The 23874-nt window shown below is 50.9% G+C and carries 21 protein-coding genes and 1 tRNA gene; 10 read left to right on the forward strand and 12 right to left on the reverse strand.

The features are described from left to right. Positions 1-2 precede the first annotated feature (2 nt). From E5C26_RS02570 to pepA, 4 genes are all read right to left on the reverse strand, one after another. A complete protein-coding gene (locus E5C26_RS02570; protein ID WP_026142174.1) occupies positions 3-506 on the reverse strand; it encodes a GNAT family N-acetyltransferase in 504 nt (167 codons plus the stop codon). A 327-nt stretch (positions 507-833) separates the two neighbouring features. Continuing rightward, a complete protein-coding gene (locus E5C26_RS02575; protein ID WP_135314924.1) occupies positions 834-3710 on the reverse strand; it encodes a valine--tRNA ligase in 2877 nt (958 codons plus the stop codon). A 13-nt stretch (positions 3711-3723) separates the two neighbouring features. Then, positions 3724-4173, reverse strand: a complete 450-nt coding sequence (locus tag E5C26_RS02580) for a DNA polymerase III subunit chi (RefSeq protein ID WP_135314925.1) — start codon at positions 4171-4173, stop codon at positions 3724-3726. 84 nt (positions 4174-4257) lie between these two features. Then, positions 4258-5769: a leucyl aminopeptidase gene (pepA, locus tag E5C26_RS02585; protein ID WP_037424420.1), complete on the reverse strand. Its 1512-nt coding sequence runs from the start codon at positions 5767-5769 to the stop codon at positions 4258-4260. 280 nt (positions 5770-6049) lie between these two features. Here pepA and lptF point away from each other — a divergent pair, with 280 nt between their 5' ends. From lptF to E5C26_RS02605, 4 genes are all read left to right on the forward strand, one after another. Further along, the gene (gene lptF / locus E5C26_RS02590; RefSeq protein WP_135314926.1) at positions 6050-7144 is read left to right on the forward strand and encodes an LPS export ABC transporter permease LptF; all 1095 of its coding nucleotides are present in this window, start codon (positions 6050-6052) and stop codon (positions 7142-7144) included. Beyond that, a complete protein-coding gene (lptG, locus tag E5C26_RS02595) occupies positions 7144-8214 on the forward strand; it encodes an LPS export ABC transporter permease LptG (RefSeq protein ID WP_135314927.1) in 1071 nt (356 codons plus the stop codon). Before lptF ends, lptG begins: the two co-directional genes overlap by 1 nt. Before the next feature lie 359 nt (positions 8215-8573). Beyond that, positions 8574-8658: transfer RNA gene (locus tag E5C26_RS02600), tRNA-Leu, on the forward strand. A gap of 165 nt (positions 8659-8823) precedes the next feature. Then, positions 8824-10089 (forward strand): tyrosine-type recombinase/integrase, encoded by a 1266-nt coding sequence (locus E5C26_RS02605; RefSeq protein ID WP_135314928.1) that lies wholly within the window; start codon positions 8824-8826, stop codon positions 10087-10089. Between the two features lie 390 nt (positions 10090-10479). Here E5C26_RS02605 and E5C26_RS02610 read toward each other — a convergent pair whose 3' ends face one another. Genes E5C26_RS02610 through E5C26_RS02635 form a run of 6 tightly spaced genes read right to left on the reverse strand, consistent with a single transcriptional unit; the run spans position 10480 to position 14478 of the window. Then, on the reverse strand, positions 10480-12813 hold the full coding sequence (locus E5C26_RS02610; protein ID WP_135314929.1) for a primase-helicase zinc-binding domain-containing protein: 2334 nt from the start codon (positions 12811-12813) through the stop codon (positions 10480-10482). Between the two features lie 13 nt (positions 12814-12826). Next, complete coding sequence (locus E5C26_RS02615; RefSeq protein WP_135314930.1) at positions 12827-13165, reverse strand: DUF5375 family protein; 339 nt, start codon at positions 13163-13165, stop codon at positions 12827-12829. After that, a complete protein-coding gene (locus E5C26_RS02620) occupies positions 13162-13425 on the reverse strand; it encodes a hypothetical protein (protein WP_135314931.1) in 264 nt (87 codons plus the stop codon). The genes E5C26_RS02615 and E5C26_RS02620 overlap by 4 nt, the downstream gene beginning before the upstream one ends. Beyond that, on the reverse strand, positions 13422-13970 hold the full coding sequence (locus E5C26_RS02625; protein WP_071844582.1) for a host cell division inhibitor Icd-like protein: 549 nt from the start codon (positions 13968-13970) through the stop codon (positions 13422-13424). Before E5C26_RS02625 ends, E5C26_RS02620 begins: the two co-directional genes overlap by 4 nt. Positions 13971-13975: 5 nt before the next feature. Then, positions 13976-14221, reverse strand: a complete 246-nt coding sequence (locus tag E5C26_RS02630; RefSeq protein WP_046374608.1) for a hypothetical protein — start codon at positions 14219-14221, stop codon at positions 13976-13978. Beyond that, complete coding sequence (locus E5C26_RS02635) at positions 14218-14478, reverse strand: helix-turn-helix transcriptional regulator (RefSeq protein WP_046374609.1); 261 nt, start codon at positions 14476-14478, stop codon at positions 14218-14220. The genes E5C26_RS02630 and E5C26_RS02635 overlap by 4 nt, the downstream gene beginning before the upstream one ends. A 545-nt stretch (positions 14479-15023) precedes the next feature. Between E5C26_RS02635 and E5C26_RS02640 the strand changes: the two genes are divergently transcribed. The 5 genes from E5C26_RS02640 (at position 15024) to E5C26_RS02660 (ending at position 21391) form a co-directional block, all read left to right on the forward strand. Further along, positions 15024-15749 (forward strand): NAD-dependent aldehyde dehydrogenase, encoded by a 726-nt coding sequence (locus E5C26_RS02640; protein WP_135314932.1) that lies wholly within the window; start codon positions 15024-15026, stop codon positions 15747-15749. Continuing rightward, positions 15746-16000, forward strand: coding sequence for an ogr/Delta-like zinc finger family protein (locus E5C26_RS02645; protein ID WP_135314933.1), 255 nt, complete (start codon positions 15746-15748; stop codon positions 15998-16000). Before E5C26_RS02640 ends, E5C26_RS02645 begins: the two co-directional genes overlap by 4 nt. A gap of 454 nt (positions 16001-16454) precedes the next feature. Then, positions 16455-18536, forward strand: a complete 2082-nt coding sequence (locus E5C26_RS02650; RefSeq protein ID WP_135314934.1) for an ATP-dependent nuclease — start codon at positions 16455-16457, stop codon at positions 18534-18536. Further along, a complete protein-coding gene (locus E5C26_RS02655) occupies positions 18529-20199 on the forward strand; it encodes a UvrD-helicase domain-containing protein (protein WP_135314935.1) in 1671 nt (556 codons plus the stop codon). Before E5C26_RS02650 ends, E5C26_RS02655 begins: the two co-directional genes overlap by 8 nt. Positions 20200-20626: 427 nt before the next feature. Further along, positions 20627-21391 (forward strand): glycoside hydrolase family protein, encoded by a 765-nt coding sequence (locus E5C26_RS02660; protein ID WP_167796599.1) that lies wholly within the window; start codon positions 20627-20629, stop codon positions 21389-21391. 41 nt (positions 21392-21432) lie between these two features. On the opposite strand, the gene E5C26_RS02665 is transcribed toward E5C26_RS02660, so the two are convergent. Both E5C26_RS02665 and E5C26_RS02670 read right to left on the reverse strand, forming a co-directional pair. Next, positions 21433-22134: a hypothetical protein gene (locus E5C26_RS02665; protein WP_135314937.1), complete on the reverse strand. Its 702-nt coding sequence runs from the start codon at positions 22132-22134 to the stop codon at positions 21433-21435. Positions 22135-22279: 145 nt separating this feature from the next. Continuing rightward, positions 22280-22756 (reverse strand): helix-turn-helix domain-containing protein, encoded by a 477-nt coding sequence (locus E5C26_RS02670; protein ID WP_135314938.1) that lies wholly within the window; start codon positions 22754-22756, stop codon positions 22280-22282. 413 nt (positions 22757-23169) lie between these two features. Here E5C26_RS02670 and E5C26_RS02675 point away from each other — a divergent pair, with 413 nt between their 5' ends. Next, positions 23170-23805 carry a carbonic anhydrase gene (locus E5C26_RS02675; protein ID WP_135314939.1) on the forward strand — a complete coding sequence of 212 codons (636 nt, stop codon included), beginning with the start codon at positions 23170-23172 and terminating at the stop codon, positions 23803-23805. The last annotated feature ends 69 nt before the right edge of the window (positions 23806-23874 follow it).

Genomic DNA, 23874 nt, shown 5'->3' on the forward strand with positions numbered 1-23874 from the left:
GATTAAAGCGTCTTCAGCATGGTGACTTCGCAGTCGACGTGGCCGGTGGTGCCCATTGCCTGGTCGATATGCTCAAAGCCCAAATGCTCATACAGGCCGATGGCCTGGGTCAGACTGGCGGTGGTTTCCAAATAACAACAGCGGAAGCCCTGTTGACGGGCGAACTCCAGTGCCTGCAGCGCCAGGCGTTTTGCCAGGCCCTGGCCGCGTAAAACCGGCAGGAAATACATTTTCTGCAATTCGCAAATATCCACTTCACCGCCCTGCAGCGGCGCTACACCGCCACCCCCGGCAATCTGGCCGTCGACTTCTATCACCCAATAAGCGCTGCGAGGCAGGCTATAGAGCTGATACAAGACGTCCAGATTGGGGTCGGAAACGGTATAGCCTTTGTCCGCCGTCAAACCGTGCTCAGCGGAGACTTCGCGAATGACATTGGCAATAGCGGCATTATCGTCAGCCGTTATTGGGCGCACCAGAAGACGTACTGGGGTTGCTGTTGTCATGTTTACACTCGCCATAAGAAGAACCTTAGTGGTTCCGAAATTTCATTTTTGTTGCAGACAAAAACGCGCCGGAGTTATTTCCCGGCGGCGTCCATGCAGCATTATATACCCGTCATCTTTCAAGTTGCAGCGTTGTTACCTGCACTCGCTCACCCCAGTTACTTACCTGAGTAAGCGCCTGGGGATGAGCGAGCTGGGCGCCTAGCTGCAACTTGAAAGCTATAGGGTAGGCTTTGTAATAACATCTTAAGCGGGCCAGATGCAACGGCGATAAAAAAACAGCGGGGAAATCCCCGCTGTTTTCAGCTGTTGCAGTGAACCGACAGATTACAGCGCGGCGATGGTTGCCTGCTGTTCCTGCAGCTTCACTTTGCCTTCTTTGCAGGCGGTCAGACGTTCGCGCTCTTTGGCGACTACGGCTTCTGGCGCGCGCGCCACAAAACCTTCGTTAGACAGCTTGCCTTCGATCGAGGAGATTTCCGCATCCAGCTTGCCCATCTCTTTCGACAGACGCGCGATCTCGGCGTCCTTATCGATAAAGCCGGCCATAGGGATCAGCAGCTCGGCACCGTCCACCAGTTTGGTGACCGACAACGGGCCTTTGTCACCGACAGGCAGCAGGGTGATGGATTCCAGACGCGCCAGACGCTGAATAAAGCTCTGGTTCTCCTGCACGCGGCGCTCTGCGTCGGCATTGCAGTTACGCAGCAGCACTTCCAGCAGTTTGCTTGGGGCAATGTTCATCTCGGCACGAATGTTACGCACCGCGGTGATCGCCTGCTTGATCCACTCCAGATCGTTCAGCGCTTGCGTATCTTCCAGCGCGGCGTCGTACTCTGGGAACGGCTGCAGCATGATGGTGTCTGCGGTTTCGCCGGTCAGGGTTTTCACGCGCTGCCAGATGGTTTCGGTAATGAACGGGATCACCGGGTGCGCCAGGCGCAGCAGGGCTTCCAGCACGGTGATCAGCGTATGGCGGGTGCCGCGCTGTTCCGCTTCGCTGCCGTTGGTCACCACCGGCTTGGTCAGCTCCAGATACCAGTCACAGAACTGGTTCCAGGTGAATTCGTACAGAATGTTGGCGGCCAGATCGAAGCGGTAGGTATCCAGCGCTTCGCGGTAAGCCTTCACCGTACGGTTGAATTCAGCCAGGATCCAGCGGTCCGCCAGCGACAGCACTTTCTCGCCGCCGTTAAAGCCACAGTCCTGACCTTCTGCGTTCATCAGCACAAAGCGGCTGGCGTTCCACAGCTTGTTACAGAAGTTGCGGTAGCCTTCCAGGCGCTTCATGTCCCAGTTAATGTCACGGCCGGTAGAAGCCAGTGCCGCCAGGGTGAAGCGCAGGGCGTCGGTGCCGTGCGGCTCGATACCGTTCGGGAACTGCTTCTCGGTGCGCTTGCGGATTTTTTCCGCCAGCTGCGGCTGCATCATGTTACCGGTGCGTTTCTCCAGCAGGTCTTCCAGCGAGATGCCATCAACCATGTCCAGCGGGTCGATCACGTTACCTTTCGACTTGGACATTTTCTGCCCTTCGTCGTCGCGGATCAGACCGGTCATGTAGACGGTTTTGAACGGAACCTGTGGCTTGCCGTTTTCATCCTTCATAAAGTGCATGGTCAGCATGATCATGCGCGCAATCCAGAAGAAGATGATATCGAAGCCGCTGACCATCACGCTGGTCGGGTGGAAGGTTTTCAGCGCGTCGGTCTGCTCTGGCCAGCCCAGGGTGGAGAAGGTCCACAGGCCGGAAGAGAACCAGGTATCCAGCACGTCCTCGTCCTGGTTCAGCACCACGTCAGGGCCCAGGTTGTTCTCGCTACGCACTTCTTCTTCGCTGCGGCCAACATAGACTTTGCCGTTCACGTCGTACCAGGCCGGGATACGGTGACCCCACCACAGCTGACGCGAGATACACCAGTCCTGAATGTCGCGCATCCAGCTGAAGTACATGTTTTCGTACTGCTTCGGCACGAACTGGATCTCGCCTTGCTCAACCGCTTCCACCGCCACTTTCGCCAGCGGGGCAGTACGCACGTACCATTGGTCGGTCAGCATAGGTTCGATCACCACGCCGCCGCGGTCGCCGTAAGGCACCGTCAGGTCGTGTGGCTTGATTTCTTCCAGCAGGCCCAACTCTTCAAAGGCAGCCACTACCGCTTTACGCGCCGCGAAGCGCTCCAGGCCACGGAACTGGGCTGGGATCTCGTTGCAATAGTCGGTGCAGATTTCGCCGAGGGTGTTGAACACTTCCGCTTCCTGACGGATATCGCCGTCGAAAGTCAGGATGTTGATCATCGTCAGGCCGTGACGTTTACCGACTTCGTAGTCGTTAAAGTCGTGCGCCGGGGTGATTTTCACGCAGCCGGTGCCTTTTTCCATATCGGCATGTTCGTCACCAACGATGCGGATACGGCGGCCAACCAGCGGCAGAAGGATTTCTTTGCCGATCAAATCTTTATAGCGTGGATCTTCCGGGTTCACCGCTACGCCGGTATCACCGAGCACGGTTTCCGGACGGGTGGTGGCGACCACCAGGTAATCTTTGCCTTCGGCGGTTTTTGCGCCGTCGGCCAGCGGGTAACGCAGGTGCCACATGGAGCCTTTGGACTCGCGGTTTTCCACTTCCAGATCGGAGATGGCGGTGCGCAGTTTCGGATCCCAGTTCACCAGGCGTTTGCCGCGGTAGATCAGATCTTCTTTGTGCAGACGAACAAACACTTCACGTACCGCGTTGGACAGGCCTTCGTCCATGGTGAAGCGCTCGCGCTCCCAGTCCACGGAGTTGCCCAGACGGCGCATCTGGCGGGTGATGGTGCCGCCGGATTCTGCCTTCCACTGCCAGATTTTGTCGATGAACGCATCGCGGCCATAGTCATGGCGGGTTTTGTTTTCTTCTGCGGCGATCTTGCGCTCAACCACCATCTGGGTGGCGATACCGGCATGGTCGGTACCCGCCTGCCACAGGGTGTTTTTGCCCTGCATGCGCTGGTAACGGATCATGGTGTCCATGATGGTCTGCTGGAAGGCGTGGCCCATGTGCAGGCTGCCGGTGACGTTCGGCGGCGGGATCATGATGCAGAAGCTTTCCTGGCTGGTATCACCATTTGGCTTGAAGTAACCCTGGTTTTCCCAGTGATCGTACAGCTTCTGTTCGATCTCTTTCGGGTCGTAGGCGGTATCGAGGTGACTGTTTGTCTTTTCCATTTTATATCGTTGTTCAGTGAGTTGGCGGCGTGGCCGTGGTCAAATGGAAGCCGACGCTGCGATAAGCTTTATATCGGTCGCGCGCCAACTGTTTTAAGGTGTCTTCGTATGGGACGAAGTCTACCACTTCATGGAAAGCAGTAGCAAAATCTGCAAACTGCGGCAGCAGGGCGATCAGCAGGTCACGCGGGGAGTTGCCGCGTTTGCCGGGCCAGCACAGTTCGACCGGGGCGCCATAATGCGGGCCTTCACCGGCCAGATTGTGTGGCACGAACTGGTGCGGATCTCGCTGCCATAGCGCTTCGTCCAACCGCTCGGCCTGTTCCTGGCTTTCGCAGGCGATCAACACCCGCTTGCCGGAACGGAAGCCGTTGGCGGCAACGGCGCAGGCCACGGCCTCATGCGCGCTGAGCGCACCTGCGGGTTCCGCGTGTTCGATTAGATAGAACGTTGCCTGTTTCATGGTCTGATTCACCGCTGCCTATAAAAAGTGTAGGGGCACAGCATGCTGTGCCCCTCGGGATTATACCTGAATTACCACTCAGATTTAATCGTCGCCGTTCAGTCCTGCACGGTTCAGCAAGAACTGCGACAACAAGGCAACCGGACGACCGGTGGCCCCTTTGGCCTTGCCGGAACGCCAGGCGGTGCCGGCGATATCCAGGTGTGCCCAGCTGTACTTGCGGGTAAAGCGCGACAGGAAGCAGGCTGCGGTGATAGCCCCGCCCGGACGGCCACCAATGTTCGCCATATCGGCAAAGTTGGAGTCCAGCTGCTCGTAGTACTCGTCGGACATCGGCAAGCGCCACGCGCGATCGCCTGCCTGTTCGGACGCGCCGATCAGTTCATGCGCCAGCGGGTTGTGGTTCGACATCAGGCCGGTGATGTGGTGGCCCAGCGCGATCACGCAGGCACCGGTCAGGGTGGCAACGTCAATCACCAGCTCCGGATCGAAACGCTCAACGTAGGTCAGGGTGTCGCACAGTACCAGGCGGCCTTCGGCGTCGGTGTTCAACACCTCGACGGTCTGGCCGGACATGGTGGTCAGCACGTCGCCCGGACGATAAGCGCTGCCGCCCGGCATGTTTTCACAGCCGGCCAGCACACCGATCACGTTCAGCGGCAGGTTCAGTTCCGCCACTACACGCATCACGCCGTACACGGTGGCAGCGCCACACATGTCGTACTTCATCTCGTCCATGCCATCGGCAGGTTTGATCGAGATGCCGCCGGCATCAAAGGTCAGGCCCTTACCGACGAGCACAATTGGCTTAGCGTCCGGGTTAGGATTGCCCTTATATTCCATCACTGACATCAATGATTCGTTACGCGAACCTGCGCCAACCGCCAGATAGGCGTTCATCCCCAGCTCTTTCATCTGCTGTTCGCCGATGACGCGGGTGGTGATGTTGGTGCTGAAGGCGTCCGCCAGTTGGCGAGCCTGTGAGGCCAGGTAACCGGCGTTACAGATGTTCGGCGGCATGTTGCCGAGATCTTTCGCCGCCTTGATGCCGGAAGACACCGCCAGCCCGTGCTGGATCGCACGTTCACCGCTGGTGAGCTCACGACGGGTCGGCACGTTGAACACCATCTTGCGCAGCGGACGACGTGGCTCCACTTTATTGCTTTTCAACTGATCGAAGGTGTAGAGCGTTTCTTTCGCGGTTTCCACCGCCTGACGCACCTTCCAGTAAGTGTTGCGGCCTTTCACGTGCAGCTCGGTCAGGAAGCAGACCGCTTCCATGGAGCCGGTATCGTTAAGGGTATTGATGGTTTTTTGAATCACCTGTTTGTACTGGCGTTCATCGAGCTCGCGCTCTTTGCCACAGCCAATTAACAGGATGCGTTCGGAGAGAATGTTAGGTACATGGTGCAGCAGTAACGTCTGCCCGACTTTACCTTCCAGTTCGCCACGGCGCAGCAAAGCGCTGATATAACCATCACTGATTTTGTCGAGTTGTTCTGCGATAGGGGACAAGCGGCGCGGTTCAAAAACGCCGACTACAATACAGGCACTGCGCTGTTTTTCCGGGCTACCGCTTTTTACACTGAACTCCATGCACTCTCCTGAATCTTAAAGACAAAGGCAGGCGCTACGGCTAGAATGACGCACTCCGTAACGATCTCCCGCCATTGAGTTAACGAGTTATGTTAACCTGAACGGCGTAAATTGCTCTGTTTTGGCGACTATAAGCAAGTTCCTATAGGACACCCAAATGCTAGATGTTGTAATACTATTTTAGCTGTGTTGGTTGCCATATGATGAGAATAAATGGCGGATTAGCGATGAAACTATCGATTTTCCTGCAAAAAGACAAGTTTTCACAGGCGTAATAAGCGTGATCATCATAAGATATCTGGTACGGGAAACGCTAAAGAGCCAAATCGCGATCTTGTTCATCCTGCTTCTGATCTTCTTTTGTCAGAATTTAGTCAGGGTGTTAGGCGATGCGGTGGACGGCGATGTCCCGACAAATTTAGTTCTCTCTTTGCTCGCATTGGGTGTGCCGAAGATGGCGCAGCTAATCCTGCCATTAAGCCTGTTTCTTGGCTTATTGATGACGCTTGGGCGGCTGTATACCGACAGCGAAATCACCGTGATGCATGCCTGCGGGCTGGGTAAACGTACCCTGATCATCGCGGCCATGGTATTGGCACTCTTCACCTCCGTTATTGCGGCGGCCAACGTGTTCTGGGTCGGGCCATGGGCCTCGCGCTATCAGGACGTGGTGGTTTCTGAAGCCAAAGCCAACCCAAGCATTGCCGGGCTGGCAGAAGGGCAGTTCAAGACCTCGCAAGATGGCAACGCGGTGCTGTTTATCGGCAACGTTAAGGGCAGCACCTTTAACAACGTGTTCCTGGCGCAACTGCGGCCTAACGGCAACCAACGCCCTTCGGTGGTGGTGGCTGAACACGGCAAGATCAACCAGTTGAAAGACGGTTCGCAGGAAGTGACGCTGGACAAGGGCACCCGCTTTGAGGGCACCGCGCTGCTGCGTGACTTCCGTATTACCGATTTCAATGACTATAAAGCGGTGGTCGGCCACCGTGCGGTCGCCGTGGACGGCAACCAGGCCGATCAGATGTCGATGAAGACGCTGCTGAAGTCTGACGACCCGGACGCGCGCGCCGAGTTCCACTGGCGCCTGACGCTGGTGCTTTCCGTGGTGATTATGGCGTTGCTGGTAGTACCGCTCAGCGTGGTGAACCCGCGTCAGGGGCGCGTGCTGAGCATGCTGCCGGCGATCCTGCTGTATTTGATATTCTTCCTGCTGCAGACCTCGCTGCGTTCCAACGCCGGTAAAGGCAAGCTGGATCCGATGCTGTGGATTTGGCTGGTCAACGCCGTGTACTTTGTTATCGCGCTGGCGCTAAACCTGTGGGATACGGTGCCGATGCGTAAGCTGCGTGCACGCCTGAGAGGAGCAGCCTGATGTTTGGTGTTTTAGACCGATATATCGGTAAGACAATTTTCAACACCATCATCATGACGCTGTTCATGCTGGTGTCGCTTTCCGGCATCATCAAGTTCGTCGACCAGCTGCGCAGAGTGGGCCAGGGGGACTATACGGCGCTGGGCGCCGGGATGTTTACCCTGCTGAGCGTGCCGAAGGACATTGAGATCTTCTTCCCGATGGCGGCCCTGCTGGGTGCCCTGCTTGGCCTGGGGCAACTGGCGACGCGCAGTGAACTGGTGGTGATGCAGGCTTCCGGCTTTACCCGCATGCAGATCGCCGGTTCGGTGATGAAAACCGCCATCCCACTGGTGCTGTTGACCATGGCGATTGGCGAGTGGGTGGCGCCGCAGGGCGATCAGATGGCGCGTAACTACCGCGCACAGCAGATGTACGGCGGCTCGCTGCTTTCCACCAAGAACGGCCTGTGGGCGAAAGACGGCACCGACTTTATCTACATCGAACGCGTTGCGGGCGAGAAAGAGCTTTCCGGTGTGAATATCTACCACTTCAACGACCAGCGCAGGCTGGAGACGGTGCGTTATGCCGCCAGCGCCAGTTTTGAAGACGGCGTATGGAAGCTTTCGCAGGTGGATACCTCTGACCTGACCAACGAAAAACAGGTCACCGGCACCCAAACCCTGACAGGCGAATGGAAAACCAACCTGACCCCGGACAAACTGGGCGTGGTAGCACTGGACCCAACCTCACTCTCCATCAGCGGCCTGCACAACTACGTGAAGTACCTGAAGCAGAGCGGCCAGGAAGCCAACCGTTACCAGTTGAACATGTGGAGCAAGGTGTTTTCGCCGCTTTCCGTTGCGGTGATGATGCTGATGGCGCTGTCGTTCATCTTCGGCCCACTGCGCAGCGTGCCAATGGGCGTGCGTGTGGTGACCGGCATCAGCTTCGGGTTCTTGTTCTACGTGCTGGACCAGATATTCGGCCCGCTGAGCCTGGTGTACAACATGCCGCCGGTGCTGGGCGCGTTGCTGCCAAGCATGCTGTTCTTGTTGATCAGCGTTTATATGCTGTTAAAACGCAAGTAGCGGCGCTGCAGGCAGTTAAAGAAGGCGTAGCCATGCGGTTGCGCCTTTTTGTTTCTGTGGTCTGGTGAGGCGCTCTTGCTGATATTAATACGTAGGGGCGCCGCATGCCGCGCCCTGGTGTTTGTTATGGGTGCTTGCTGGTGTTAATACGTAGGGGCGGCGCATGCTGCGCCCTGATGTTTGTTGTGGGCGCTTGCTGGTATTAATACGTAGAGACACTGCTTACTTCGCCCATAAACCAGCCAAATGTGACCCCATTGGCGCTTTTTTCAGCACTTAACTCATTGAACAACGGATAAGTGTTGCACGTGGATCACTGAAAGGTATAATGCACCCGTTTTCCGCATACTACTTGCAGTGCCGAAGTGGCGAAATCGGTAGACGCAGTTGATTCAAAATCAACCGTAGAGATACGTGCCGGTTCGAGTCCGGCCTTCGGCACCATTAGTATGTTCGAGAACGTCCGTAACAGTCCATAAGTTACTAAAATTAAAGCCGAAAGGCTTTTTTTTTGGTCTGAATCCGTCCGAGTACATCCGTTGACATCCAGATCTTTTGGGGGTCACAATGGGGGTCAGCTCGGTTCGATAAAGGTTTGACCCCCAATTTATGGCAATAACAGACGTAGCAGCCCGCACAGCAAAGCCTCGCGACAAAGAATACAAAATCACTGACTCCCACGGTTTATACCTTTTAGTCAAACCAAACGGCTCAAAACGCTGGTACCTAAAATTCCGCCACGAAGGTAAAGAAAGCCGAATTGCCTTTGGCGCCTACCCGATTGTGACACTGGCGAAAGCACGTGAAAAACGTGATGAAGCAAGAGCGCTACTTGCCGATGGGATTAACCCTAGCGCCCAACGAGAAATCGATAAGGTTGAGGCATTAGCTGAAACCTTGACCTTTGAAAAGGTTGCCCGAGACTGGCATGCGATGAATAAGCGTTGGTCTGAAGGCCATGCATTGCGAGTGATGCGGGATTTAGAGCGGAATATTTTCCCGGTGATTGGAAAGCGTAATATTGCTGACCTTGAAACCAGAGACCTCTTAGTCCCTCTGAGAGAGGTTGAGCTAAGTGGCCGTTTGGATGTTGCTTCCCGATTGCAGCAGCGAATTACCGGCATTATGCGTTTTGCGGTGCAAAGTGGGCTTATTCCTCGTAATCCTGCCCAAGATTTAGCTGGAGCTATTACAACTCGTAAGGTCATACATCGACCAGCTTTACCGCTTGAGCGTCTCCCTGAATTCCTTCAGCGCCTTGATACTCACAAAGGCAGAATGCTGACCGGATTAGCGGTCAGGTTAACACTCAGTATTTTCATCCGTTCCAGTGAATTACGTTTTGCTCGCTGGGGAGAGATCGATTTTAAAAAGGCACTTTGGACAATACCTGCTGAACGTGAAGCTATTGAGGGGGTTAAGCATTCGCACCGAGGATCAAAGATGCGGACTATTCACCTCGTACCACTATCCAAACAAGCGATTCAATTGCTTGAACAAATACACGAACTTTCAGCAGGCAATGATCTGGTTTTTCCCGGGGATCACCATCCACATAAACCAATGAGCGAGAATACGGTAAACAAGGCGTTACGCTCTCTTGGCTATGACACGCAGGTTGAAGTTTGCGGCCATGGTTTTAGGGCCATGGCATGCAGTGCGCTGGTCGAGTCAGGCCTATGGTCGAGGGATGGGGTTGAACGCCAGATGAGCCATCAAGAGCGCAACGGCGTGAGAGCAGCATATATTCACAAGGCTGAGCATATGGAAGAACGCCGGTTGATGGTGCAATGGTGGGCTGATTACTTGGATATGAACAGTGAGTGCCACATTACACCGTATGAATTTGCAAAAATGACAAAGCAAGCTCGGTGAGCTGAACCAGAAAAAATAGATTTATAGAAAAACTGGTCACACTGTTCACTTTTGTTTTTAGTTGTTTAAAAACAATAGATTAACCAGTGATTGGTTGGTGATTAGTTTGCCCTGACTGGTCACTCGCAGTGAACAGTCAGACCCAAAAATGCAAAACACCGGCCTGAGTCGGTGATTTATTGCACTGTGGGTGAATGGCAGGGAGAGGTTTCAGGCAGAGAAAAGGCCTGCAATGCAGGCCTGAGTAGTCACCGCCACGGGGTTCCCCGGTGTTGGGTGTATGCGGTTTGTACAGGGGAACTATAAGTGCCCCCACACAACAGCGTCCAATGGGTTCGGCAGATCAATAACTGCATATTGATCGGCAGAAACGATCGTGATGCCATTCGCTCAACGCATTTCACACTTGGGCAGCCAGTCGGCTTCGCAGTCTTCGCTCAATATCAGGTTGGTTTGCATCCCCTGATTGGTCTTGCGCTTCAACAGTGCTATTTCGTACTCACGCAGGGTTTGCGGCACGGCACGCCCGAACGCGGTCAGATTCAATGGGTATTTGTGTCCCCGGGCTTCCATGTAAGACAGATACGCGTGGTACAGATACTTGCGCGGGTTCGCCGGGGTAATGTTGGCATTACCGATATACAGGCCGTCAGGCGCACTGACCGCCAGCAGGTAGCCACAAAAATCGACCAGCGGATCGGCACTGCGTTTAATCTCCAGCGCTTCGTCGGAGTTCTGTTGTGCTTCCAGCAGTGCGCGTGCGTCATTGGGCGCAGCAAAACGCTGCATCAGGTGGCGCACTATCACTGCCAGCTCACCGGTGATTTTTGCCAGCAACTGCGGGTCACGCTCGTTGGCCGGTATCACCTCCGGGAACGGCAGGATCACCCGGCGACGGGACACACCGCCGCTGCGGTCACTGAACTGCATCGGGTTGTTATTCACCGCCAGAATCACCGCCGGAATGTGCGTGGAGTAGGCATCCCGGTATTTCGGATCGATAGCCACCGCATCGCCGCCGGTGATCGCTTTGATGCCCGCACCGTCACCACTCCATTTCTCTTGGTCAGGCAGGATAATCAGCGAGAACCCGACCACGGAGGCGCGTTCCCGTGAGGATTCCAGCGTATCAATGGTGGCCGAGGTGGTGTTGTCTTTCCCCGCCAGCAGGCTGGCTATGGCGGCCATCACGCTTTTGCCACTGCCGCCGGGGCCGGTGACTTCAAGGAACAGTTGCCAGTCATACCGGTTCGCCAGCACCATAAACAGCGCGGCGAGAATGCGCGCCTGCTTGTCGGGTTGCTGCCCGGCGGCGCGCGTCAGCCAGCGCCAGAAGTGCGGGGCGTGGTCGGCCAGATTTTCCCCGGCCTTGGGTAGCGTGTAGTCCACGCTGTTGACGGTACGCAGCCAGTGCGTTTTCTGGTGCGCGCTGAATTGCCCGGTGGTGGTATCAAATACCCCGTTACGAAAGCCAATCAGGTGCCGTGCTGGCGTGCCCATTTGCGGCACCATCAGCCTGAGCGTGTCCAGAATGCTGTTGATACCCGCCGCCGAGAACGGTGCGCGGATTTTCTGGAACAGCGCGGCAATTTCGCGGCTGAGTACCCGGTACGGTAACACCTGCCATGCGCCGTTTTCATAGCGGCACAGGTCTTCACCGACCTGTGGCACGGCCAGCAGATGCTGGTAGTGCTCCGCCAGCAGTTCGGCCTTTTCACTGGCGCTCATGGCTTTCAGGTCGGCATCGCTGAGCGTATCAAACGGGCTGGGTTGCTTGGGCTGGCTGAAGGCCGCCAACTGCGCAAGCGCGGCCAGCTTGCCCTGTTGCAGGTAAACGTCGTTCCAGTCGCCGGTTTCTGACGGCAACGCCGATTTGCCGCCGCTCAGTTGTGCGGCCTCGGCGGCACGGGCCTGCCCGGTGCCGTTCTCGTCATTGTCGGCCGCCAGCAGCAACAGCGCGTCAGGGTAGTGGGTGCGCAACTGCTGCGCCATCGCGGGCAGGATATTGGCGCTAAGGGCAACACAGACGCTTTCTCCGGTCAGGTGATGCACAGTCAGGCCGGTGGCGTAGCCCTCGGTCAGCCAGATAACGGCATTATCCTGCCCCGGCAGGAAGTGGCCGGCGTGTTTTGTTTGCCCCCCGGCCAGCGTGCGTTTGACGCCTGCGGCATTAATTAACTGGACGTTGACGACATCCCCGGTACTGTCGGTCAGGGGGATCAGCAGATCGCCGGGCTGGTAAGTGATACCGCCCACGCGCAGTGACGGCCCCTGTAATGTCAGGGCGTCAGTGTCCGGCCAACCCTTGGCGGTCAGATAGGCATTCCCGACCTGCTTCTGGGCACAGTTGAGTAACTGTCTGGCCTGTTTTGCCGCATGGTGGTGTGCCTGTGCTTTGTCTTGTTGTTCCTGTTGGGGGTTGTATTCGGGCAACGCACTGCCCGACGGCTCACCCAATACCCCGGCCACCTTCACAGCGGCCTCTTTGGCGGTCACGGCCAGCGCCTTTTCGACCAGATTAAGGCCATCGCCACCGCCGCACTGGTTACAAAACCATGTGCCACGGCCCTGCAGATTATCAAAGCGAAAGCGGTCTTTGCCGCCGCAGACCGGGCAGGGCTGCGCCCGGCCCCCGGCAGTGATATGAATACCCAGCGCAGGGAGTAAGACCGGCCAGTGGCCGGTCGCTGCACGTGAGGTGTGAGAAACGCTTAATGCGGTCATTATTTTGCCTCCCTCAGTGCACGGTGGTGTTACAGGTGACGGCCATCCGGCCACAGCACAGCTCATCCATCATCTTTTGGCCGAGCGTGGTCAGACGCGGCGGCGCCACCAGAATATCCGGCTGCACCATGTCACTGAGCATGGTGCAGGCCATGTCCATGCCCACCTCTGCGCCGTGCTGGCGAACAAAGTAGCCCTCAATGTCCATCGCAATCGTCATTTGCAGCTCGTCCAGCGTATAGCCGGGGTTTACCCGATAAAAGGCGCAGGTATCGAGATAGGCATGGGCCAATGCACGGCGGTAAACGGCGGTACGGACTTCAACGGGTAAACAAGACTGTGGGGTGTTCATGCGGCGGAAGCCTCCATGCTGGCGAGAATGTGGGAATCACAGGTTTTGACGACCTGCCCGAGCTGGTCAGTGAGTACCGCGATGACAGACGCAAAGGCGGCTTTCTGGACGGCGTCCGGGCACTGGCCGGTCGATTCGAGGGTGTCCAGCATGTCGAGGAACAGCACGCCGGTAGAATGCGCGTGCTGAAGACGCAGGAAATCAGCATGCGGAATAGGATAGAGGGTTTCACTGTGGAAACGGGCGGCCAGCGTATTCATGCCACCCCCTGCACAGGCAGACGGCCCGCAAACGACAGAATGTAGTCACGCGCCAGCAGGCGGCGGGCGCTGTGCTCGGAATCTGCCACGGTGCGCAGCATGCACGGGGTTGCCGTCAGGGCTGTACGGCGAAGGGCCGCAAACAGGAAACAGAATTTAGGATGAGTCGGGGTGAGGGTTGTAGCCATAATGGCAGCCTCCAAGGTTAGCGTATTATTGCTACCACCGGAGTTCCTACACTCAATGGTGGTAGCCCAGACGGGGGTAGGAATACCGGCAACCTTGGAAACCGGCCAGCCCGAAGGCTGCCCCGCCTGAGCCACCATTGTTTGACTGCTACGGTAGCATAACATCCACCGCGCAAAAAATGAGCGCACTAAGGCCACGACATAAAAAAACACGCGTGGCGCGTGTTCATTTGTCGCCAAGATTAAACACGGGTTCCTACGCCCGGCCGTCGATTGTGCGACAGCGGGGGGACTATAGCGCAGGGCTGGACGTGGGGGCAAGCCGTAAGACGCCCCCGGATGTTCAATCGATCGCATAGTGATCAACAGTCGGTAAGCTGGTCATTGCGGGTATCGGCTCCCGCATCGGTCAAGGGGATCGGCCCGGCGCGGAATAAACGTGGTTCGGCCTGGCTGCTGGCCAGGCGGATCACGCCGTGCTTATCGCTGCGGTGTTCCGGCAAGGCAATATCCGGCTGTTTGCGTTGCAACAGGATGGATTCTGCAACAAACAGCGCGTCGTTGTCATTCAGGGTAAAGTGCTGGCGACCAAAAGTTAACCGCATCATGCTGCTGCCCCCTGATGACGGTTGGCGATGCGTTCAGCCATCCAGTTTTCGATTTCTGATTCGAGCCATGCCACGGTTTTACCGCCAAGGGAGATTTGGGCCGGGAACTGACGGCGGGCCATCATCTCGTACACGGTAGAACGTGACAGCCCGGTGGTGTACAGCACTTCCGGCAGGCGAATGAAGCGGTCGCGTGGCGTGTAATCAACCGGGACGGGCGAGAGTGTGGAAGGGGTCTGAGTGGCAACTGCAAGCATGGAATGCTACCTCGTTTATACCCGGTGGGATCTCACCGGCGCTGTGTGGGTTCGTCTGGCAGCGCCCTATTATGAGAATATTTTGCGGGGTGGCAACAAGGGGATGTTGTGTGATGAACTAAGGAATTGAACGTAAAAACAACGAATTGCATTAAGTTGCACTAACCCACCCCTCCTCGTACTTCCTCACCTTTTGCCCATAGCTTTCAGCAATCAATAAGCAATTTATAAATAGGCAGGAACATCAAAAATAAATCTAACCATGGCTAGCCAGAGAAAAGGTCTTTTTTAGAAATGTGAACAGTAGTGAACACTTGGTGAATAGTTCCAGATAAACTAGTCACTACTTTATCTACTGATTTATATACCTTTTTTATCAAAGTGAACAGTAGTGAATAGTTTTATATAAAACTAAAATCTCGTTGATGGTTTTATCGTCAGTTTTCAGTGCTGTTGTCCTGCGGACAGTCCAACCGGGATGAATGGCGATGTTGTACGGCAGTCAGCAGAATAGCTTCACATTGACTGACACCGGAGATAACCCCATGAGCACAACTGCATTACCCAAGCACATCAACGACAAGCTGCAAGCCCTGCGTGATGCCCGCGCCGCCCACGACAAAAACTATCAGGCACTGACGGACGTCATTACGGGGATCGCCCGCTGTCATCAACAGAAGAAAGACACGGAAGTGGGGAGCCATGAGGCAGAAAGCCAGTGGCGCACCCTGTTTCGCAAACTCCGCGGGGAAATGACCCCAGAGCTGCAAGCGCAGCATCACTGCCGGATTTCCAAACGGGAGCTGGCGAAGGAGTTCGACGGTCTGGTTGAAGAAATGGAGCTGGATAAAATGCAGCTCCACCTCAAATGCGGCGGCACGGCTCCGAAGGTGGTGGCGGCACACAGAACGGCCCTGACGGCTTTTGCCGAACATGCGATGAGCAAGGCGGTGGACGCGCTCAGCGAGGTGTTGCTCAGTCCTGATGTCATCAAGGCTTGTGTACTGGCGAAAGAAGCTTACGGCGTCTATGGGAATGACCCGATGAAAACGATTGAACAGCGTCTGTTAGGAGCACTGAGCGGCCATATTCATGCGGCCACGGCACTACAGGGCATTGAACATCCGGTCTTGGACGATATCGGGCTGACGAAGCCGGAAGAAACCGGGGTATTGCCAGAACTTCAAAACAGCCCAATGCGTCGAATGCAGGTTGCAACAGAGCTGAAAACAAAACGTCAGCGCTTGCAGCAGCAAGGGGCCACATCATGATGCGTTGCCCGCTTTGTACTCATTCGTCTTATACCCGTACCAGCCGTTATGTCACGGAACAGACGAAAGAAGCCTATTACCAGTGCCAAAATATCGTGTGCTCCTGCACCTTTAAAACGGTAGAGAGCGTCGATAAGATTTTATGTCAGCCCATTCAAGCGGAAACGGTGACTAGTGGTGATTTACCGCCGCCGGAAAAAAGGACATTGAACCGTTACCGCCGTTATAGCCGAAATCAAACACTTCACTGATTGAGCAAGCCCTGTTGCAATGTTGAGTTTGCTGCGGGGTTTTACCGTTCCCCCAAGCCCGAAAACAGCCTTTTTTCTGGCTAGCCTGCCTCAAACTGCGCGTGCATGCATAGGGTGCATGATTTCGCATTAATTCCCAGCCCCTCAAAACAGCCGAAACCCCGCGCCACAAGGGCTTACAGGGTCTCTGAGTCATGCATGAAATGTGCATGATAAAGTCAGAGCGCGTAGGCGAGGGAGTATTGCGCGCCATGTGAGATATAGGTGTGTGGTTTGATCTCTAGTTTTTTAAAATCCATTTAAAAGGTGTGTTTACCAAACATTGCGCTTGATTATAGAATAAACAACGATATGTGGTGTAAATCATCCGGACTCCAAGTAACGTGCGGGTTCTATATTACTTTAAATAATTTAAGAAGATATTATTTTTTTTAAAGGTATAAAAGGAGTTTTTATGTATCTCAAGAAAGTAACGATAGGCGGATTTCGCAGCTTTTCGTGCGATAACCCACAAACGATAGAATTTGATAGCGATAAAACAATTCTCATTGGTAATAATGGCGCAGGTAAAAGTGCGATTTTGGATGCTTTGAATAGAATATTCAGTGTTGATAGTACAATGAGAGTTTTAAAATCTTCAGATTTTTATTCTCAACCAGATGAAGCTAATGCTGAAATTAAATCGCTGTTTATTGATGTATGGTTTGGGTTTGATACTATAGATGGGGATTTTGCTGTACCTACTCTAATAGATCAGCTTACATTAGATAGTAATGAAAATGTGATTTTTAGAATAAGGTTGGAGGCTACGCTAAACTATGAGTATTCTGATCTTGGTGATATCGAAGAAAATATATATATAATAACCACTGACGATGAGCTGCCTGATGACGAGAGTAAGGTAAAACTTACTCCATTAATTAGGAATTCGATTCAAGTGCATTATGTACCTGCAAGTAGGGATCCTTTGAAGCAGCTCGCGTACTCATCTACTGCGATTCTTGGCAGGTTGTTAAAAGCGACAAAATGGGATGCGGATGTTAGAAAAAACTATAAAGAGAAAACACAGGAGTTAGTGAGTTTAATAAAAGAAAACTCTTCTCTAGATTTAATTTCAAAGTCGATTGATGAAGGATGGAAAAATTTATACAAAGAAAAAGTGATAGCAAATGCAGAATTGAATTTTCCTTTTAGTACGGTAGATGATTTAGTCAAATTAGTAAAACTATTCCTTAGTCCAAATGAACAAGGGGCTAGTATATCTTCAGAAACGCTGAGTGATGGTCAGCGCTCTTTACTATACCTCGCTATAATACATGCCTTATTCTGTATAGAAAATAAAATAAAAAATAGTAAGCCGGATGATAACGAGCATTCATTCGATTTAACAAGATTGAGACTACCTATATTCAGCTTGGTTTCCCTCGAAGAACCAGAAAACCACCTTTCACCTCATTATCTTGGGCGGATAATTAGGTCATTTTCTGAATATACTATGAAAGACTCATTTCAGATGATCATATCTACACATTCTACTGCAATAATGTCTAGGGTAGAGCCATATCAGGTGAGGCATTGTTCCTTTAGAAATGGCTCCAGTCATGTTAATGTTATTTCATTACCAGAAAAGACAGATGAAGAGTTCAAGTTTATTAATGAGGCGGTGAAAGCATATCCTGAAATTTACTTCTCTAAGTTAGTTATCCTTGTTGAGGGAGATAGTGAGCAAATAATTTTACCAAAAGTTCTTGAGCACTATGATTATAATGTGGATTCAAAGAATATAACTATTGCTCCATTGGGAGGGCGACATGTTAATCATTTCTGGCGTCTGCTAGAATCAATTAAAACGCCATATATAACTCTTCTTGATTTAGACTTGGGAAGAAATGGAGGGGGTTTTGGGAGGGTGAAATATGCTATATCACAACTTTCTAAATATAAAAAAGTGAATTATCTCCATGAGGGTATTTTGGAAAAAATACCGGCATGGAATTCAAGTGATAACCCTATAGATTTTTCATTGGAGTATGACGATAAACAGACCGTTAATCTGGTTGAAAAACTTAAGGAATACAACATATACTTTACCTCTCCTCTGGATATAGATTATCTTATGATCGATGCCTATGGAGATGTTTATTGTAATTGTGACAAGTCAAATAATGAGAATGGTCCTCAAGCTTTAAGAAAAATTAACCTTTTGCAATCTGAAATAGATGGGTGTAAATCTATTTGTGATGTGGTTGAAAAAGGTAAGATAATTGAATGTAAAAGTGAAGAGATTTCAAAAATAAAAGAAGAAATGGTTAAGGCCGTTTTGAAAGATGGGCATGATGGAGCAGGGCATTATGTAAGTGATAGCGATTATCTGAAAAAATTTATTTGGTATAACTATCGATTTTTAGGTAACAAAAGTAAGCCTGCATCGCATATTAGGTTGTTAAATAAGCTATCTATTGATGTTCTTGGCAATAGATTACCATTAGTTCTGAAAGAGATTGCTGAAAAGGCTAAAGGTATTTGTGATGATTAATGTTAATAATATGGTTTGGAAGCCAGATGATTTCATTGTCAAAACTGATGAGCTAAAGGACATTATTTTTGATCAGTCATCATTGTCTATTCTGGCTGGCCCCGGGGCTGGTAAGACAGAGATGTTAGCACAAAAATCTGTATTTTTACTAGATAATGGATTGTGCCCATGGCCGAAAAAAATTCTTTTTCTTACTTTTAAAACAGAAGCTAGTAAAAATGTTAACGATAGAGTTGTAAAGAGAAGTATTAACTCTAGAGATAGATTTGCATCTAGAACATATCACTCATTTGCAAAGTCCATAGTTGATAGGTATAGAATGTCTCTAGATGAAGAGATAAGGCCCGATATAGGGTACGATATTATTTTTAAGGGGGGATCTTCCAAGGACAAAGTTAATATAAATGATATAATACCATTTGCATTGAAAATACTTAAAAAAAATAAAGAAATAGTAAATTTATTTAGGGAAAGTTATTCTCACGTTTTCATGGATGAGTTTCAAGATACAACTTCACTTCAGTATGAGTTGATATCGACAATATTTTTAGGGACAACTACTAAAGTGATCTGCGTAGGTGACTTGAATCAGAGTATTATGCTTTGGGCCAATGCCGACCCGGAAATATACAAGCGTGTAGAGAAAGATTTTAGGCCAGAAAGAAAACTATTGGTAAGTAATTTTAGGGCTGACGAAAGTATAAAGAAATTCCTGGATGTTTTTCTGCCCTTTGTAGTAGAAGGAACATTTTCTTTATCTCGTGCTGAGCCTAATAATAGTTGTGTATTACATAGTTTTACGGATGATATTCAAGAAGCCGATTTTTTGTCTGGGTATATTTCTAATAAAGTTAATTCTGGTTATTTGTTAAAAGAAATTTGTGTATTAACAAAACAAAAATCAGCGGACTATACCAAAAAGCTTTGCGAACGGCTGAATAGTAAGAATATAAATAATATTGTTTATGACAGTTTTCAGGATGCTATTAGTGAGCCGTTAGGTATTATTTTTTCATTGATTCTTGAGTGTATCTTGATACGTTCACCAAAAGCATGGTCTGAATTTATTGAACTATATCAAGAGCTACATGAAATTGATTTAAAAAATGATAAAGATCAGTATAAATTACAAGAGTTTTCAGATTACTTTTCAATCATTAAGAAAGGAATTAATTATCATGATGTTAACGAATTGGTAAAACTGATCCATGTTATTATAAAGAAGATGGACTTCAAAAAAATAAAATCAAAATGGCCGCAGTATAAATCTAAAAAACATGTTGAATTTATCTGGAAAGAGCTGACTAATCAGTTAAATTCTATTTTCCCGTTCGCGCAAACTAGGGAAAGTCTCGTAGAGCGGTTTAGTGGTTCTAACTCCGTTCAAATAATGAATATTCACAAATGTAAAGGATTGGAGTATAAGCTAGTTATATTGTTAGGGTTCGAAGATGATGCATTTTGGTCTTATTCAGATAAGTTATTCGAGCAAAGATGCGTTTTGTATGTTGCTTTTACTAGAGCGAAAGAAGAGATTTTGGTAACACAGTCAAGTGCAAGGTCTTGTATAAGCTCAGGACAAAAAACATTGACAACTAAAAAAATTGATTCAGTTGCCAATTTTATGGTGAATATCTGCGGTATGAAATTTACGCAGCACTAGACTATTGTTAATAGTTATGTCATCAGTAGTATATATTGGTGGGAAAATAGTCAATAAAGTCGTTGCAGATTAATCTCTGAGTTGGTTGGTGGTCAAAATGGTGGTCTGATCATTTTATCTTTTTATTTATTTGTTTTAAAACATGTGATTGTATGCATTTTGCGAGTCCGGCCTTCGCACCATTAGTACAGCGCGAACAAGAAGCCACCGAAAGGTGGTTTTTTTGTGCCTGGGATTTGGCTGCCCGCCTTTATTGTTTAAATACTCTTCTTCTTATCTCATTGTTTTATAAGCAATGAACCTCACCCGATGTTGTGCTATTAACCCAACAACAAGCTGCTCTCTGCCTGTGAATCTTTGCTGTGTTTATATACAGACATGGCATAGGGATGGCCTATTGCCAATCAGGAAGAAGGCAGGGAATAGCATGAAAATTCTTAAGTACGTTTTATGCGAGCGCAATGAAGATTCGATCACAGTAAGAGGGGATCGTGGTGGCGGTAATTTCGGTGATACCACTCATGGTGGTGCAGATAATGGCCGTGACAGTAACTCGGACACTATCAACCGCACTGATAAAACCAATGATACCGAGTTTGCTTCGATTTATGCCGATCTGGAAACTTATGAGGCCAAGATCCCTTACATGTATGTCGATACTAATGGGCATGTTACGGTCGGAATTGGCACCATGCTGCCGTCTGTTGCCGACGCACAACGTTTGGCCTTCAATAAACCCAGCGGGGCTGTTGCGACCGCTGCGGAAATCAAAGCTGAGTTTGAGCGTGTCCAGAGGGCATTTAGCAAAAATAAAGCCGCCACTGCATATCACTCGCCGACGTCTTTGACGTTAACGGAAGACTCAATTAAAGACCTGGTACGTACACATGTGGATGCCGATCGTATTTCACTGCACAACCGTTATAGTGATTTCTACGATTTCAGTCAGGGGATCCAGGTTGCCTTACACGATATGGTCTATCAGTTAGGGAGTGCCGGTTTGGGCAAGTACACCAACTTCAATAAAGCGGTGAACAGCAAAAACTGGACTAAAGCGGCCGATGAGTCGAATCGTAAGGATGCCAATAAAGCGCGTAATGATGCGACTAAAAAGGCATTCACTGATGCTCAGACGGTAAAAGATGCTGCCGAATGGCAGCGTGATCGAGCAGCCCGTAGATCCGAACATTAATGTGCATTACTGACAATACCGCCCCTGTCGGGGCGGTATTTTTATGGGAAGACAATAGCTTCAGTTTCGATACTGTAGCGGCCGTCTTTTTCAGGCTTCAGCAGGAAATAGCGTGTACTTAGATAGGTCGCATTCTGCACGCTGTAGCTTTGTTCCACGACATACACTTTTTCCCCATTAGTCATCGCACTGCCCATCCCTAAGAAATCAATCGCATAGTTGCCGGCAGTGTTATCGGCCAGGTTAAAGACACCGTCTTTTCTATCTACAAAATGGATGGACGTATCGACTGCTTTCAGGGATTTGCCTGCGCGAACCTTTTGATCTCTTAATTTGACGCTTTCGTTGCTAATCGCCTGGTACATCAAAGCGGGTAACCGCTCCGGCAAGCTGACTGGCGTGCCGATAGCCAACTCTTTATGGCCAGCAGTGAATGAGCCAGTCCGTAAACTGTGATTGATCAGGCAGGCACCCAGATTTTGTCGAAGCGTATTAAAATCCATCGCATTCCTGGATTGCTCAACAGGTGGCCCGAACTGTTGATATTTTTGGTAAAAGTCGGCGCAGGATGTGGCTTGCAGCTGCTTGTTTCCCGGCACTTTGAAATAAAACTGATCTGAAAAATCGCTGTCTTTGGCGAAAATAGACCGATCAATCTCTGCAGGGGACAACAAGCCCGCTTCAGCGCTGGAGAACCCGAATATAAAGGGGGCAATCAACCATAACTTCTTCACTTGAGCCATTCCGTGTGCTTCCTTTTCAATGAGATATGTTGATGTGGGGAAAGGGGGTTTGTGTGTTTGCCTGAATTATAGTGACGGATATTGGTTCTGGAGATTCAAGCTTATAATTTATCTCAGTCTGCGCATATACCGATCATTGCCACTGTTAAATCCCTTTTATCGGTTTCTTCATTGGCTTTAGCAGGGATGCCAGATCCGCCGAGGTGGTAGCTGTTGTCTTTCGAGCCGGGGGCAAACGGGCTTTCGCGGTTGTTGTGGCTTGATTATCTGACTCAGCGTTGCTGACGTCGGTCACGGGGATGTTGTGAGCTAGCGTAACCTTAGTGCTCGCATTCTTTATCAGGCGAGCATCCTGTAGCTGTCGACCTAATTCATCTTCGGCGGCCAATTTGTTCAGGTCAGTTTCCAGCCCTAGCACCTGCATGACGGACAGGTAAGCGCCAATCGTTACGCCTGCGCCTCCTGCTTCAAGCGAGCGCAGTGTCATTGCCGTCATGCCTGCACGTTCTGCTACCTGTTTGGCTGTCAGTTTCCGGCGTAGGCGCGCAAGTTTCAGCCGCTCGCCAAAGTCAGCAAGCAACTGGTTTGTGCCAGGAAGTAGAGGTGCTGTTTTTTTAGCCATGGTGATAATATTTTATCTTTCAGTATTAAATATGAACATAATATTAGCATGTTTTCTGATTGTCTGAGGATGATTGCCTTTGCTTTATGGCTTATGATGCTAATATTATTTCCATAAATGTATAAAAATGACAAAATATTATCACTTTTAGTCTTGGGGTTAGACTGCCGTAGGCAGAGGTACAAGGTTTGAATGCAGGTTCCAGTGATATCAGGGAAGTGGTTAAGAAAAGCCATCGAGGTTTGGTTATGGGCTCACCAGAAAACAAACTATCAGGGCACAGATACCGCTGGAGCTTGCTGCACCCTCGTCATTGCAGTTCCCTGAACGCTCATTTTCTGTTTAAGAGATGCTGGACTAACCGGGAGTGATGATTATCATGTTATCGAGACTACAGACCCAGAGAGCGTGCTATGCAACATATCATTGAAGGTTTCCTCAGCTTCCAGAAAGAGATTTTCCCACAGCGTAAGGAACTCTTCCGCAGCCTTGCTTCCAGCCAGAACCCTAAAGCGCTTTTTATTTCGTGTTCTGACAGCCGCCTGGTACCCGAACTGGTGACTCAGCAAGAGCCGGGGCAGCTTTTCGTTATCCGTAACGCGGGCAATATCGTTCCTTCCTTTGGCCCGGAACCGGGTGGGGTGTCGGCGACCATCGAATACGCGGTGGTTGCGCTGGGCGTCACGGATATCGTGATTTGCGGCCATTCGAACTGCGGCGCCATGAAGGCTATAGCGTCTTGCCAGTGCCTTGACCCGATGCCTGCTGTGGCCCACTGGTTGCACTATTCTGACGCCGCAAAAGCGGTGGTAGAGAAGAAAACGTGGGATAACGAAATCGACAAAGTTAACGCCATGGTCGAAGAGAACGTCATAGCCCAGCTAAATAATATTAAGACTCACCCGTCCGTTGCCGTGGGTCTGCGCAACAGCGGCCTGCGTCTGCACGGTTGGGTGTACGACATCGAAAGTGGCGAGATCCGCACGCTAGATAAAAATACGAAGAATTTCGTTTCACTGGCGGATAACCCCGCAGTTCACTTCGAATAAAGTGATGGCTGGCCTTGGCTATGACATTGAATCCACGTTTCGGCGTGGATTTTTTATGGATCGATCTAA

Source organism: Serratia proteamaculans (genome assembly GCF_004684015.1).
GTDB classification, from domain to species: Bacteria; Pseudomonadota; Gammaproteobacteria; order Enterobacterales; family Enterobacteriaceae; genus Serratia; species Serratia proteamaculans_F.

What these genes read in the sequence shown, in the direction of transcription:
- E5C26_RS02570 (WP_026142174.1), bottom strand. Translation starts at nt 506, where the DNA reads ATGACAACAGCAACCCCAGTACGTCTTCTGGTGCGCCCAATAACGGCT.
- E5C26_RS02575 (WP_135314924.1), bottom strand. Translation starts at nt 3,710, where the DNA reads ATGGAAAAGACAAACAGTCACCTCGATACCGCCTACGACCCGAAAGAG.
- E5C26_RS02580 (WP_135314925.1), bottom strand. Translation starts at nt 4,173, where the DNA reads ATGAAACAGGCAACGTTCTATCTAATCGAACACGCGGAACCCGCAGGT.
- pepA (WP_037424420.1), bottom strand. Translation starts at nt 5,769, where the DNA reads ATGGAGTTCAGTGTAAAAAGCGGTAGCCCGGAAAAACAGCGCAGTGCC.
- lptG (WP_135314927.1), top strand. Translation starts at nt 7,144, where the DNA reads ATGTTTGGTGTTTTAGACCGATATATCGGTAAGACAATTTTCAACACC.
- E5C26_RS02605 (WP_135314928.1), top strand. Translation starts at nt 8,824, where the DNA reads ATGGCAATAACAGACGTAGCAGCCCGCACAGCAAAGCCTCGCGACAAA.
- E5C26_RS02610 (WP_135314929.1), bottom strand. Translation starts at nt 12,813, where the DNA reads ATGACCGCATTAAGCGTTTCTCACACCTCACGTGCAGCGACCGGCCAC.
- E5C26_RS02615 (WP_135314930.1), bottom strand. Translation starts at nt 13,165, where the DNA reads ATGAACACCCCACAGTCTTGTTTACCCGTTGAAGTCCGTACCGCCGTT.
- E5C26_RS02620 (WP_135314931.1), bottom strand. Translation starts at nt 13,425, where the DNA reads ATGAATACGCTGGCCGCCCGTTTCCACAGTGAAACCCTCTATCCTATT.
- E5C26_RS02625 (WP_071844582.1), bottom strand. Translation starts at nt 13,970, where the DNA reads ATGCGATCGATTGAACATCCGGGGGCGTCTTACGGCTTGCCCCCACGT.
- E5C26_RS02630 (WP_046374608.1), bottom strand. Translation starts at nt 14,221, where the DNA reads ATGATGCGGTTAACTTTTGGTCGCCAGCACTTTACCCTGAATGACAAC.
- E5C26_RS02635 (WP_046374609.1), bottom strand. Translation starts at nt 14,478, where the DNA reads ATGCTTGCAGTTGCCACTCAGACCCCTTCCACACTCTCGCCCGTCCCG.
- E5C26_RS02640 (WP_135314932.1), top strand. Translation starts at nt 15,024, where the DNA reads ATGAGCACAACTGCATTACCCAAGCACATCAACGACAAGCTGCAAGCC.
- E5C26_RS02645 (WP_135314933.1), top strand. Translation starts at nt 15,746, where the DNA reads ATGATGCGTTGCCCGCTTTGTACTCATTCGTCTTATACCCGTACCAGC.
- E5C26_RS02650 (WP_135314934.1), top strand. Translation starts at nt 16,455, where the DNA reads ATGTATCTCAAGAAAGTAACGATAGGCGGATTTCGCAGCTTTTCGTGC.
- E5C26_RS02655 (WP_135314935.1), top strand. Translation starts at nt 18,529, where the DNA reads ATGATTAATGTTAATAATATGGTTTGGAAGCCAGATGATTTCATTGTC.
- E5C26_RS02660 (WP_167796599.1), top strand. Translation starts at nt 20,627, where the DNA reads ATGAAAATTCTTAAGTACGTTTTATGCGAGCGCAATGAAGATTCGATC.
- E5C26_RS02665 (WP_135314937.1), bottom strand. Translation starts at nt 22,134, where the DNA reads ATGGCTCAAGTGAAGAAGTTATGGTTGATTGCCCCCTTTATATTCGGG.
- E5C26_RS02670 (WP_135314938.1), bottom strand. Translation starts at nt 22,756, where the DNA reads ATGGCTAAAAAAACAGCACCTCTACTTCCTGGCACAAACCAGTTGCTT.
- E5C26_RS02675 (WP_135314939.1), top strand. Translation starts at nt 23,170, where the DNA reads ATGCAACATATCATTGAAGGTTTCCTCAGCTTCCAGAAAGAGATTTTC.